This is a genomic window from Streptomyces sp. NPDC043176 (assembly GCF_056436715.1).
This window is the reverse complement of record NZ_JBWKCA010000010.1, coordinates 169680-182610: the sequence shown is the minus strand read 5'-3', so window position 1 is coordinate 182610 and position 12931 is coordinate 169680. Positions and strand designations below refer to the sequence as shown.

Annotated in this window: 12 protein-coding genes; 6 read left to right on the top strand and 6 right to left on the bottom strand. The window is 72.7% G+C overall.

Annotated features, from left to right (window positions below; genetic code table 11):
* Positions 1-202: 202 nt before the first annotated feature.
* From AC067A_RS18880 to AC067A_RS18870, 3 genes are read right to left on the bottom strand one after another with little or no spacing between them, the layout of a single operon-like run.
* Positions 203-952 carry a succinate dehydrogenase/fumarate reductase iron-sulfur subunit gene (locus AC067A_RS18880; protein ID WP_479243590.1) on the bottom strand — a complete coding sequence of 250 codons (750 nt, stop codon included), beginning with the start codon at positions 950-952 and terminating at the stop codon, positions 203-205.
* The gene (locus AC067A_RS18875; protein ID WP_479243589.1) at positions 949-2937 is read right to left on the bottom strand and encodes a fumarate reductase/succinate dehydrogenase flavoprotein subunit; all 1989 of its coding nucleotides are present in this window, start codon (positions 2935-2937) and stop codon (positions 949-951) included. Before AC067A_RS18875 ends, AC067A_RS18880 begins: the two co-directional genes overlap by 4 nt.
* Positions 2938-2939: 2 nt before the next feature.
* Positions 2940-3665: a succinate dehydrogenase gene (locus tag AC067A_RS18870; protein WP_479243588.1), complete on the bottom strand. Its 726-nt coding sequence runs from the start codon at positions 3663-3665 to the stop codon at positions 2940-2942.
* 96 nt (positions 3666-3761) lie between these two features.
* On the opposite strand from AC067A_RS18870, the gene AC067A_RS18865 reads away from it, so the two are divergent.
* Complete coding sequence (locus AC067A_RS18865) at positions 3762-4649, top strand: LysR family transcriptional regulator (protein ID WP_479243587.1); 888 nt, start codon at positions 3762-3764, stop codon at positions 4647-4649.
* A 59-nt stretch (positions 4650-4708) separates the two neighbouring features.
* Here AC067A_RS18865 and AC067A_RS18860 read toward each other — a convergent pair whose 3' ends face one another.
* Entirely contained in the window at positions 4709-5269 is a 561-nt protein-coding gene (locus AC067A_RS18860; RefSeq protein WP_479243586.1) for a DNA-binding protein, read from the bottom strand.
* Positions 5270-5377: 108 nt separating this feature from the next.
* Here AC067A_RS18860 and AC067A_RS18855 point away from each other — a divergent pair, with 108 nt between their 5' ends.
* A complete protein-coding gene (locus AC067A_RS18855; protein ID WP_479243585.1) occupies positions 5378-5818 on the top strand; it encodes a hypothetical protein in 441 nt (146 codons plus the stop codon).
* Positions 5819-5849: 31 nt separating this feature from the next.
* Entirely contained in the window at positions 5850-7100 is a 1251-nt protein-coding gene (locus AC067A_RS18850) for a serine/threonine-protein kinase (protein WP_479243584.1), read from the top strand.
* Between the two features lie 19 nt (positions 7101-7119).
* Here AC067A_RS18850 and AC067A_RS18845 read toward each other — a convergent pair whose 3' ends face one another.
* On the bottom strand, positions 7120-9285 hold the full coding sequence (locus AC067A_RS18845) for a putative bifunctional diguanylate cyclase/phosphodiesterase (RefSeq protein ID WP_479243583.1): 2166 nt from the start codon (positions 9283-9285) through the stop codon (positions 7120-7122).
* Positions 9282-10094 (bottom strand): SAM-dependent methyltransferase, encoded by an 813-nt coding sequence (locus AC067A_RS18840; protein WP_479243582.1) that lies wholly within the window; start codon positions 10092-10094, stop codon positions 9282-9284. The genes AC067A_RS18845 and AC067A_RS18840 overlap by 4 nt, the downstream gene beginning before the upstream one ends.
* 541 nt (positions 10095-10635) lie before the next feature.
* On the opposite strand from AC067A_RS18840, the gene AC067A_RS18835 reads away from it, so the two are divergent.
* The 3 genes from AC067A_RS18835 to AC067A_RS18825 all read left to right on the top strand — a co-directional run bounded on the left by AC067A_RS18835 (position 10636) and on the right by AC067A_RS18825 (position 12927).
* Positions 10636-11328, top strand: a complete 693-nt coding sequence (locus AC067A_RS18835; RefSeq protein WP_479243581.1) for a hypothetical protein — start codon at positions 10636-10638, stop codon at positions 11326-11328.
* Positions 11329-11437: 109 nt separating this feature from the next.
* A complete protein-coding gene (locus AC067A_RS18830) occupies positions 11438-12202 on the top strand; it encodes a bestrophin-like domain (protein WP_479243580.1) in 765 nt (254 codons plus the stop codon).
* Positions 12203-12369: 167 nt separating this feature from the next.
* On the top strand, positions 12370-12927 hold the full coding sequence (locus tag AC067A_RS18825; RefSeq protein ID WP_479243579.1) for a hypothetical protein: 558 nt from the start codon (positions 12370-12372) through the stop codon (positions 12925-12927).
* Positions 12928-12931: the final 4 nt, after the last annotated feature.

The window sequence follows — 12931 nt, the reverse complement described above, 5'->3', positions numbered from 1 at the left end:
AATCACCGGTGGCGGGTTGGCCGCGAAGTGGACGACCTGCCACATTGAGTACAGGCTTGAACGAAGTTGATCTTGCTGTCGCAGAGGACGGGAGCGCCCCGGAGCGAAGATCTTGCGGAGAAGACGATCATTCCGTGAACGATCTTCGGTTCCGGGGTGCGCGGTGTGGGCCGGACCACGCCGGCAGACTGTCCTGATCCGGTCAGTCCCGGGGCGCCTTCCGCCGCGCCCGCAGCCACTCCCTGTTCATCGCCGCGATCGACGGCAGCGGGATGCCCTTCGGGCACGCCGTCGCGCACTCCCCCGTCAGCGTGCAGCCGCCGAAGCCCTCCGCGTCCATCTGGGCCACCATGTCGAGCACGCGGGTCTCGCGCTCGGGCGAGCCCTGGGGCAGGACGTTCAGATGGTTGATCTTGGCCGAGGTGAAGAGCATCGCGGAGCCGTTGGGGCAGGCCGCCACACAGGCCCCGCAGCCGATGCACTCGGCGTGCTCGAAGGCGGAGTCCGCGTCGGCCTTGGGGACCGGGGTGGCGTGGGCCTCGGGGGCCGAGCCGGTGGGGGCGGTGACGAAGCCGCCGGCCTGGATGACCCGGTCGAAGGCACCACGGTCGACGACGAGGTCCTTGACGACGGGGAAGGCCGACGCGCGCCAGGGTTCGACGTCGATCGTGTCGCCGTCGCGGAAGGAGCGCATGTGGAGCTGGCAGGTGGTGGTGCGCTCGGGACCGTGGGCGTCGCCGTTGATGACGAGGCTGCACGCGCCACAGATGCCCTCGCGGCAGTCGTGGTCGAAGGCGACGGGGTCCTCACCGCGCAGGATGAGGTCCTCGTTGAGGGTGTCGAGCATCTCCAGGAAGGACATGTCGGCGGAGATGCCGTCCACCTCGTAGGTGGCCATGGCGCCCTCGGCGGCGCCGTTCTTCTGGCGCCAGACGCGCAGGTTGAGCCTCATGCGTAGCTCCGCTGGGTGGGGTGGACGTACTCGAAGGCGAGGTCTTCCCTGTGGAGGACGGGGGCGCCCGTCCCGCCGAACTCCCAGGCCGCCACGTAGGCGAACTCCTCGTCGCGGCGGGCGGCCTCGCCGTCGGGGGTCTGGGACTCCTCGCGGAAGTGGCCGCCGCAGGACTCGGCCCGGTGGAGCGCGTCGAGGCACATGAGCTCGGCGAGTTCCAGGTAGTCGACGATCCGGTTGGCCTTCTCCAGGGACTGGTTGAACTCCTGGCCCGTTCCCGGGACCCTGATGCGGTTCCAGAACTCCTCCCGGATCCTCGGGATCCGCTCCAGGGCGGTGCGCAGACCGCTCTCGTTGCGGGCCATGCCGCAGAACTCCCACATGAGTTCGCCGAGTTCGCGGTGGAAGGAGTCGGGGGTGCGGTCGCCGTCGACGGCGAGGAGGAGGTTCAGCCGGTCCTCGGTCTCGGCGAGCACCTCCCGTACGACCGGGTGGTCGTCGGTGACGGGCTCGGCGTGGGGGTGACGGGCGAGGTAGTCGTTGATGGTCGCCGGGAGGACGAAGTAGCCGTCGGCGAGGCCCTGCATGAGGGCGGAGGCGCCGAGCCGGTTGGCCCCGTGGTCGGAGAAGTTGGCCTCGCCGACGGCGAAGAGGCCGGGGACGGTGGTCTGGAGGTCGTAGTCGACCCAGAGTCCGCCCATCGTGTAGTGCACGGCGGGATAGATCCGCATGGGGACCTCGTACGGGTTCTCGGCGGTGATCCGCTCGTACATGTCGAAGAGGTTGCCGTACTTCTCCTCGACCGCCGCCCTGCCCATGCGGCGGATGGCGTCGGCGAAGTCGAGGTAGACGCCCTGCCCGCCGGGGCCGACGCCGCGGCCCTCGTCGCAGACGTTCTTCGCGGCGCGGGAGGCGATGTCACGGGGGACGAGGTTGCCGAAGGAGGGGTAGATCCGCTCCAGGTAGTAGTCGCGCTCGTCCTCGGGGATCTCGGCGGCGGGGCGGGTGTCGCCCTTGGCCCTGGGCACCCAGATGCGGCCGTCGTTGCGCAGCGACTCGCTCATCAGGGTCAGCTTGGACTGGTGGTCGCCGGTGCGCGGGATGCAGGTGGGGTGGATCTGGGTGAAGCAGGGGTTGGCGAAGTACGCGCCGCGCCGGTGGGCCCGCCAGACGGCGGTGGCGTTGGAGTTCATCGCGTTCGTCGACAGGTAGAAGACGTTGCCGTAGCCGCCGCTGGCGAGGACGACGGCATCCGCGTAGTGGGTGGTGATCTCGCCCGTGATCAGGTCCCGGGCGACGATCCCGCGGGCCCGCCCGTCGACGACGACCAGGTCGAGCATCTCCGTACGGGCGTGCATCTCGACGTTTCCGGCGGCGATCTGCCGGGACAGCGCCTGGTAGGCGCCGAGGAGGAGTTGCTGCCCCGTCTGGCCGCGCGCGTAGAAGGTGCGGGAGACCTGGACGCCGCCGAAGGAACGGGTGTCGAGGAGTCCGCCGTACTCGCGCGCGAAGGGCACGCCCTGGGCGACGCACTGGTCGATGATCTCGACGGAGATCTGGGCGAGGCGGTGGACGTTGGACTCGCGGGCGCGGAAGTCGCCGCCCTTGACCGTGTCGTAGAAGAGCCGGTGGACGGAGTCGCCGTCGTTCCGGTAGTTCTTGGCGGCGTTGATGCCGCCCTGGGCGGCGATGGAATGGGCGCGGCGCGGGGAGTCCTGGAAGCAGAACTGGACCACCTGGTAGCCCTGTTCGGCGAGGGTGGCACCGGCGGAGCCGCCCGCGAGGCCGGTGCCGACGACGATGATCCGGTGCTTGCGGCGGTTGGCGGGGTTGACCAGCCTGGCCTCGAAGCGACGGGTGTCCCAGCGTTCCGCGACGGGTCCCGCGGGGGCCTTGGTGTCGGCGAGCGGCGCGCCGGTGGCGTAGTCGAGGCGACTCGCGCCGATGCGGCCGGCTCCGATGCCGCTGGTGTCGGGGTTGCTCATGGTCAGCTCACCACTCCGGTCATGACGGCGACGGGGACGGAGACGAAGCCCGCGGTCAGGACGAGCGCGAGGAGGTTCGCGGTCCCCCTGAGGAGGCGCTCGCGGCGGGCGCTGCCGACGCCCAGGGTCTGGGCGGCGCTCCAGAAGCCGTGGCGGACGTGCAGGCCCACCGCGAGCATGGCGACGATGTAGACGACGTTGCCGTACCAGGTGGAGAAGGTGTCGACGACGTTCTGGTAGGGCCTGCCCTCCTCGAAGCCGCCGGCGTGGACGGTGCCGGTGGTCAGGTCGAGGACGTGCCAGACGATGAACAGGGCGAGGACGACCCCGCCCCACCGCATGGTGCGGGTGGCGTACGAGGCGCGCCTGCGGCGGTGGACGTACGCGGTGGGGCGGGCCTTCAGGTCGCGCCGGCTGAGCTGGTACGCGGAGACGGCGTGCGCCACGACGGCGGCGACGAGCACGGTCCGGACGATCCAGAGGGCCCACTCGTGGTGCAGGACGGGGGCGCCCATGACCCGCAGCCAGTGGCCGTAGGCGTTGAACTCCTCGGGGCCGAAGAAGACCTTCAGGTTGCCGGCGACATGGGCGACGAGATAGCCGAGCATGATCAGCCCGCTGACGGCCATGACCGTCTTCTTGCCGAGGGTCGACGACCAGAATCCGCGGGACGGTGTGGGGGACGGCGGGCGGCCCGCCGTGCGGTCCCTCGTGGGTGCCAGAGCCATGCGTACGACGCTAGGGCCGAAGGGCCCGAGAGGTCCAAGACATGGTCCGGCTGATCTCGATAGGCCGCGCCTATTCACATCGCCTACCCTGGGGCCATGCAGTTCCAGCAGCTCCTCTACTTCGTCGCCGTCGCCGAGACCCGCCACTTCACCCGGGCCGCCGAGCGCGTCCACGTCTCGCAGCCCTCGCTCTCCCAGCAGATCAAGGCGCTGGAACAGGAGCTGGGCGCGGAGCTGTTCAGCCGGGCCCGGGGGAACATCACGCTCACCGACGCCGGCGAGGCCCTGCTGCCGCTCGCCCGCCGGATCCTCGCCGACACGGAGACCGCCCGCCTCGAAGTACAGGAGCTGGCCCAGCTCAAGCGGGGCCGGGTGCGGCTCGGCGCGACCCCCAGCCTGTGCACGGGCCTGCTGCCGGACGTCCTGCGCGCCTTCCACGACCTGCACCCGGGGATCGAACTGCTCATCGAGGAGGGCGGCTCGCACGATCTCGTACGCGAGCTGGCGCGCGGAGCGCTCGACCTCGCGCTCGTCGTGCTCCCGCTGCCCTCCCCGTCACCGGCGCTGACCACGATCGAGCTGCTCCGGGAGGACCTCGTGGTGGTCTCCTCCGCGTCGGCCCCGCCGCCGCGGAGGCCGGTGCGCATCACGGACCTGCGCGACCAGCCCCTCGTGATGTTCCGGCACGGCTACGACCTGCGGGAACTGACCGTGGGCGCCTGCCGGGCGGCGGGTTTCGAGCCCACCTTCACCGTGGAGGGCGGCGAGCTGGACGCGGTCCTCGGTTTCGTACGGGCCGGGCTCGGGCTGGCGGTCGTGCCGATGATGGTCGCGGCGCGTGCCGGCCGGGACCTTCGGGTGACTGCCCTGGCCCGGCCGGGACTGCGCCGCACCATCGCCCTGGCCCACCGCAGCGACGTGGCGCCGCCGAGGGCCGCGCGTGAGCTCCAGAGGCTGCTCATGGCCTCCCGCCGGGGCGCGTGACCGCTCCCCGCCGTCACGGTCCGGGGTCGGTCGCGCGGTCCTGACACCGCTCCGGAGGATCAGCGGCGGGCGGCGCGGACGAGGGCGACGGCCTCGTCCGTGCGGCCCGCGCCGCAGACCCGCAGGATCTCGGCGAGTCCCGGGTGGTCCGCGTCGAGGAGCGCGGCCGCGCCGAGGATGTCGAGGGCGCTCGCCCGACCGGTGAGCAGGTCGCGCAGGCGCAGGGCGAAGCGCAGGTCGTCGTCCGGGTCGGACGGCGTGGTCCCGCCCGCCTGGTGCGGGGTCACGGCGGCGCCCAGGGAGTCCTGGCCAGGTGTTCTGCTGGCACGGATGCCGGCCAGGGCCCGGGGCGCCTCGTCGGCCGGCACGCCGCCGGTCCGTACGCCCTGGGCGAGGTGGAGGACGGCGGAGAGCCGGGCGGCGGCGTCGGGGTTGGCGATCCTGGCGCGCTGGCCCCGCATGACCAGGCTGAGCATCGCCGGGGAGATCCCGAGGGTCTCGGCGAGTCCGGACTGGGTCAGGCCGAACAGGGCGCACACGTCCCGGCAGAGGTCGCCGAGCGGAGCCCCGTACCACTGGCGCTGGAGCTCCTGGTTGCGGGCGACGGAGGTCTCGTCCATGCACAGGACGCTAGAACGGTAATTGACACTTGTCAAAGGGAGTTTTCATATGTCAATCTCCTCGCCGGAAGGCACGACCCCACCCACCCTCACTGATGGGACGTCACCATGACCTGGAAGCGCACCACTTCGCTCGCCGCCGTCGCCGCCCTCGCCGTCCTCGGAATGACCGCCTGCCAGTCGGAGGGCGGCGACGCCAAGGGCGACACCACCGCCACCGCGCCCACCCAGGTCCCGACCGACGGCCCCGGCTCCGCCACCCCCGACGCGCCCACCACCGGCGGGGTGAAGAAGCCGGACGACCTGCCCGCGGACCTGCCACTGCCCTCCGGGGAGCTGACGTCCGTGACCGGCAGCTCCGGCGGCTACGTCATGACGTACGCCGCAACGGACCCGAAGGGCGTCCTCGCCGAGTACCGCGAGGCCCTGGAAGGCGCCCAGTACACGGTGGTGGACATCGCCGGCGTCTTCACCGCCACCTCGGACGACACCTCCGTCTCGGTGGTCACCACCGCCGACACCGTCGTCCTCACGCTGGCCACCCTCTGACCCGCCGCGCCGCGGAGGTACTCTGCGGCGCATGGAAGCAGGGGGGATGCTCGCCGGACGGTACCGGCTCGTGGCGCCGGTGGCGCGCGGAGCCCAGGGTGCGGTGTGGCGGGCCGTCGACACGCACGCCGGCACGGAAGTGGCCGTGAAGGTGTCCGGGAGCGCGGACCTGGAGTCGTTGCTGCGGCTCGTCTGCGAGCAGTCGGTCCGCCTCGGCCACCCCCATGTCCTCGCCCCCGTCGACTGGTTCGTCCGCGAGGACGAGGCCTGGCTGGTGCTGCCGCTGGTACGCGGCGGCACCCTCGCCGGGCTCCTCGCCGACTACGGCGGACTACCGCTCGAGGCAGGACTGCTGCTCGCCCAGCAGCTGACGGAGGCGCTGGTCGCCGTGCACGGCGCGGGGCTCGTGCACCGCGACGTGAAGCCCTCCAACCTGCTGCTCGCGGCGAGCGGACCCGGCCGGCCGTGTCTGTACCTGAGCGACTTCGGCCTGGCCCGGGTGCTGCCCCATCTGCGGCTCACCTCGACGCGGTTCGTCGCGGGCACCCCGGACTACCTGGCCCCGGAGGTCCGCGCCGGCTCCGGCGGCGGTCCCGAACAGGACGTCTACGCGGCGGGGCTCGTCCTCCGCGAACTCGGCGCGCCCGCGCCCCTCGTGGCCGCGATGACCGCCGACGCCCCCGGCGACCGCCCCACGGCACGCGAGGCCCGCGACGAACTGGCCCGCTGCCGGGCCGCCCTGGGACCCGAGCGGTGGCCGGTCCTGTGGGACGGCGAACCCTTCGTGATCCCGGACCAGTTCGCGGCCGAGGCGACACTTCCCGCGGAACCGCCGCACCGTGCGACCCACGCACCCACGGCGTCCGTATTCGCCGCGCCGGCACACGCGCCCACGGCGTCCGCACCCGCCTCGCCCGCGCTCGCTCCGGTGCCTGCGGCGGCGCTCCCGGCGGTGCGCCGTGGCCGGGGGCGGGTGGTGCTCGGGGCGGCGGTCCTGGGGGCCGCGGCGCTCACGGCCGCCGTGATGACCGCGTTCACCTCGGAGGCCGGGGCCGGGCCCGGGGGCGCCCCGGCCGGCTCCTCGGCGGCGCCGGTCCGGACGGTGCCGCCCCACGCCGAGGAGGGCCCGCCGGACCCCTCGGGACCCGCCGTGTTCGCCCCCTGCGCGGCGGATGAGGCGCTCACGGTCTCCTTCAGCCCCGAGGGGTACCTCCTGGTCTGCGACCACGTCCCGGCCACCACCCGCTACGAGTGGACCCCGCAGCTCTCCGAGGAGGGCTGAGGGGTACGGCCCGCCGGGGTCAGACCGCGTCCGCCAGGAGGAGGGAGTGGATGCGGTCGGGGGCGCCGGGGCGGGCGTAGTACCAGCCCTGGGCGGTGTCGCAGCCCAGGTCGCGGAGCTGGCGGGCCTGGGCACCGGTCTCGACGCCCTCGACGGTGACGGCGAGTTCGAGGCTGTGGGCCAGGGAGACGATCCCTTCGACGATCTTCAGGTCGACCGGGTCCACGGGGTGCTGCTGCATGCCCCGGGTGAAGGAGCGGTCGAGCTTGAGGACGCTCACCGGGAGCCGGCGGAGGTTGGCGAGGTTCGAGTAGCCGGTGCCGAAGTCGTCGAGCGCGATGTCGACGCCCATCTCGGCCAGCTGCCGCAGCGGCTTCAGGAGGTCATCGTCGGCACCGATCAGGGCGGACTCGGTGACTTCGAGGCACAGCGCGCCGGGTTCGAGCCCGGAGCGCTCCAGGACGTCGACCGTGTCGGCGACCAGGCGCGGATGGTGGAGCTGGGTCGGCGACAGGTTCACGTTGATCCGCAGCGGGCCGCCGTCGGCGTGCCGGGTCTGCCAGAAGCGGGCCTGGCGCACGGCCTCCTGGAGCACCCAGCGGCCGAGCGGCACGATGAGGCCGGTGTCCTCGGCGAGCGGGATGAAGCGGTCGGGGCCGAGCACCCCGTGCTGCGGGTGGCACCAGCGCACGAGGGCCTCCGCGCCGTGCACGCTGCCGTCGTCGAGGTGGACGAGCGGCTGGTACTCGATGAAGAACTCGCCGCGCTCCAGTGCGGTCGGCAGCGCCGTGGTGAGTCCGTGCCGGGTGATGGCGCGGGCGTCGGCCTCGGGGTCGGCGAGCTCGAAGCGGTTGCCGCCCGCGGACTTCGCCCGGTACATGGTGATGTCGGCGCTGCGGAGCACCTCGGCGGGGGTCCGCTCCCCGGCCGGTCCCTCGACGACGCCGAGGCTGCCGCGGACGGTCAGTTCTCGGCCGTCGATGCGGAGGGGGGTGGCGAGGGCGGCGAGGATGCGGTCGGCGAGTTCGGTGACGTCCCGTTCGCCACCGGGGGCGGTGGTGAGGGCGACGAACTCGTCGCCGCCGAGCCGGGCCACCATCTCGCCCGCGCCGGTGACGCAGCTCTGCAGCCGGTCGGCGACCTCGACGAGCAGCCGGTCGCCGGCGGAGTGGCCGAGGCTGTCGTTGATGACCTTGAATCCGTCGAGGTCGAGGTAGCAGAGGCCGAAGCGGGCGTTGTCGCCGGGCGCGAGGGCCTTCTCCAGGCGCTCGAAGAACAGCGTTCGGTTGGGCAGTCCGGTGAGCGCGTCGTGGGTCGCCTCGTACCGCAGGCGCAGGTGGAGCAGGCGCCGTTCGGTGGTGTCCTCCAGGAGGGCCAGCTGGTACTGGGGCCGGCCCTCGGCGTCGCGGAGGAGCGAGACCGTGAGGTTGGTCCACAGAACCGTTCCGTCACCCCGGTAGTAGGGCTTCTCGACGCGGTAGTGCTCGCGGTCGCCGCGGACCAGCTCCTCGTACAGCTTCCAGACGTGCGGCCCGTCCTCCGGGTGGACCCACTCGCTGACGTTCTTGCTGCGCACCTGGCCCTCCATCCCGCCGAACATGCGGGTGAGGGTCTCGTTGATCTCCAGGATGTTGCCGTCGAGGTCGGCGATGCCGATGCCGATGGCCGCGCCGTCGAAGACCGCGCGGAAGCGGCTCTCGGTCGCGTGCAGGGCGATCTCGGCGGCGCTGCGGGCGGTGAGCGCCGAGCGGGCGATGGCCTCCTGCTCGGCGCGGGTCCGCTCGCGGAGGGCCTGCGCGTAGCCGGTGGCCATGGCGTGCTGGAGCCGGGCGCAGCGGGCGCGGAGTTCCTCGGCCGGCAGGTCCGACTCCGTGCCGCAGTAGAGCACCAGGTACGAGTCGACCACGCCGAGGCTGCGGCCGAGGGCGTCCGGGTCGGTGCAGTGGGCGGCGACCAGGTCCGCGCCGGCGCGCAGGGCCGGGGCCGTGTCGAAGGGCCGGGCGTGCAGCGCGTCGCACAGGGTGCGGGCCAACGGCAGCAGGTGCCCCTCGAATTCGGCGCGGGTCAGCGAGGTGGCCGTCACCGGGAAGATCGCACGGCTCCAGATGGTGACGAAGCGCCTGAGCCTGTCCTCCGGGCCGTCGGCCTCCGCGAGTGCGCCGGTCGGCTGCGACGGGACCTTCACGCTTTGCGCCCCACCCCTGCGAAGCCGGAGAAGGCGTAGGGGTCCTCCTCCTCGACCGGGCCCTCCGGTCGCCAGAGGGGCATCGGGACGAGGCCGGGCTCGACCATCTCGGTGCCCTCGAAGAAGCGGGCGATCTCGCCGCCGGACCGCATCACCAGGGGGTTGCGGATGTTCCGGTAGACGCCGACGGTGCCGTCCGCCTCCTCTTCCAGGAGCGGGATGCCCTCGTAGGAGGCGTGGGTGACGACGACGAGGCTGCCGGGGGCGAGGGCGTCGAGGAGTTCGGCGACGGCCTCGTGGGGGCGGTCCTCGTCCTCCAGGAAGTGCAGGACGGCGACGAGGAGCAGGGCGACCGGCCGGTCCAGGTCGAGCAGGCGGGACACCTCGGGGCTGTGGAGGATCTCGCCCGGCTTGCGCAGGTCGGCGGCGACGACCGCGGCGGCGTCGTCGCCCTCCAGGACGGCGCGGCTGTGGGCGACGGCGACCGGGTCGTGGTCGACGTAGACGACGCGCGCGGTGTCGTCGGCCTTCCGGGCGACCTCGTGCACGTTGCCGAAGGTGGGTATGCCGGAACCGATGTCCAGGAACTGGTTGACGTCGTTGTCAACGGCGTAGCGGACGGCGCGCCGCATGAAGGCACGGTTCGCCTGCATGATCTTGGGCAGGCCCGGCATGAACTCCATGGCCTTGCGGGCCGCGTCCCGGTCCACTTCGAAATTGTGCGAGCCGCCCAGATAGAAGTCGTACATACGGGACACGCTCGGTACCGAAATGTCGATACCAGGCGGAGCCCAGGCGGGACGCTCCATCGATGTCTCCAACAAGTCGCCATGGGATGCGGCCATGTGTTCGCGGCCGGTGTTCGAGGTGAGGCTACTGATCGCCCGCCGGGAGAGCGAGTAGAAACGGAAATTAGCGGTCCGTTCTTGGTCACACGCCATTGGCACGTGCTCCCGGAACGCAGAGTTCACGCCTTCAGACTGTGCGAATTCACGTGCATATGATCGTGCGTCGGCTACACCGGCGACGCCGCTCACCACCTGACGGTAGCCCAGGTCCCGCCCGTACCTGGGCGGTTGCCGCCACGGGGACCCGGTCGCCGGTGCAGGATGCCCCGTTGACGGCCCGGTCCGACAGGGCGACAACCGGACAGTTCTCGATCCCCAGGCCGGAACGGGCCTTCTCGGCCCGCCGCCCGGAATCCCGGCGACGGCGATACCGGCCATGGGGCCGCATCCCTCTCCGGCACTCGGCGAAACGTCAAGTCCTCACAACCGGAGATCCCCTCCATCCGGCGAATCCCGCGCGTTTCCGCCCCGTCGCGCCCCTCATGTGATCAAGCTCGACGGCGTGTCTCTGTACGGATCACTCCTCGCGCGGCCGGTGGCGGCCCTGGGACTGGTGTGGCTGCTCGCCTCACCCGTGCCCGCCGCCGCCGACGCCTGCGCCTATGCCTCCACCGACCAGGACGGCTCGAACATCGCGGTGGCCATCGCCGGCGGCGGCCACCGCCGCGGCCACGACGGTGAGGGCGACGACGGTCGCGGCAAGGGCCACCACCAGCACGGCAAGGGCAAGGGCAAGGGCCACGACCACCACCACCCGAAGCCCTGCCATCCCGAGCCGCCCCCGCCGTGCCCGTCGCCCACGCCCACGCCCACGCCCTCCCCCACGCCGAAGCCCGAGCCGCCCAAGCCCTCCCCGTCCCCGACGCCGACGCCGAAACCGGAGCCGCCCCGGCCGTCGCCCACGCCCGAGCCGCCCCCGGCCGTGCCGAAGCCGCCGGCCGCGCGTCCCGCTCCCCGGCCGGAGCCGCCGAAGCCCGCGCCGCCGACCACGAGGCCGCCCGAACCCGCGCCCGCGCCGCCGCCTCCGCCGACCGTGCGCCCCCGGCCCCCGGCCCCGACCTCCGTGGCACTGCCCCACTACCGCCCCGTCACGCGGGCCAAGCGGGAGGGCGGCACCTCGGTCGTCACCGCGACGCTGATGATCACGGCCCCGGCCGTGCTCGCGACGGCGATCCTGCGCCCCCGGTCCGCATGACCCGGCCTCCCGCCGGCCGCCCGCGGCACGGGACCGCGGTCCCGCCGCCCCTCCGTCCCCTTCTCGCGCCGATCCCCGTCCACCCGCTGAGTCCCGCCGGAGATTCCCCATGTCCGAATGGCTTGTTCTGACCCTTGCGATGGCGGCCGCCTGCGCCGTCGTCCTCACCATCGTCGTCATCAACAACCGCCGGATCCCCGAGGACGACGACCCCAGTGAGACCCCCGACGTCATCGAGTACATGACGATGATGATCGGCGTGATCTACGCGATCGTCCTCGGTCTGGCCATCGCCGGCGTCTGGGAGGCCCGCGGGGCCGCCCAGGAGACCGTCCGGCAGGAGGCCCAGGCGATGCACGAGATCTCGGCCCGCGCCGAGGTGTACCCGCAGGCCGTCCGGGCGGGGATCCGGGCCGACGTCGACGCGTACGTCTCGTACGTGGTCCACGAGGAGTGGACGTACATGTCCGAGCACGGCGAGCTGAGCGAGGAGGGGACCGCGCTGCTGGAGCGGGTCCGGCGCAGCGTCACCGACTACCAGCCCGCCAACGACTTCGAGGGGCAGGCCTACCAGCCGCTGGTCGACCAGGTGGCGGCGGCCGACGACGCCCGGGGCGCGCGCGGGCAGAGCGCGGGGGCGACCATGCCGGGGGTGGTGTGGTTCGGCCTGATCATCGGCGCCCTGGTGACGGTCGGCCTGATCTTCACGCTCCAGATCCGCAGGACCGGGCGGGAGTTGCTGCTCGCCGGGCTCTTCAGCGTGCTGATCGCGTTCCTGCTCTTCCTCATCTGGGACTTCGACGCGCCGTTCGGCCGGGGCATCTCGGCCACCGCCACGCCGTTCACCGACCTGTTCCCGCAGCTCACGCGGTGATCCGGGCCGTCCGAGTGGGCCGCACGGGGGACAACCGTGCCCCATTCGCACCTCTGGGATCGCGGCTGTGGTAGTGCGCTCCTAGCGTTTCGGGCAACGAGGTGTACGCAAGGTCTTCGGCGGAAACCCCCTTCCGCGGCTGCCCCTCGGGACCCGGAGGATTCACCATGCGCGCGATACGTGCCGCTTCCACTGCCCTGCTGGGGGCGGCCGCCCTCGCCCTGGCCGCCCCCGCCGCCGTCGCGGCGGACGACGCTCCCGCCAAGGGCCCGCGGGCGCCGAAGGCCAGGGCCACGGGCGACTTCGTCGTGTCGCCCTCGCTCGTCGCCCCCGGCGGCCGGGTGACGCTCAGTGCGCCCGGCTGCGCCAGTACGGCGACGGCCTCGGCCGGCATCTTCGACACCGTCGTCATCGCCCCGGGCTCGGCGGCCACCGCCACGGTGGACATCGACGCCAAGCGCGGCGCCGTCTACACGGTGTCGTTCAACTGCACCGGCGGGATCCAGGACACCGTCGATCTCACGATCACCGGCACCCCCACCGCCAGCCCGACCATCAGCGCCACGATCCTCACTCCCCCGCGCGGGGTGCAGGGCGGCGTCGGCGGCTCGATGGCGCCCAGCGCCACCGAACTGGCCGCCGGCGGGGCGCTCGTCCTGGCCGCCGCCTCGGGCGGCGCGTTCTACGTGCTCCGCCGCCGCTCCGGCGCCGGCCGGCGTCACTGACCGG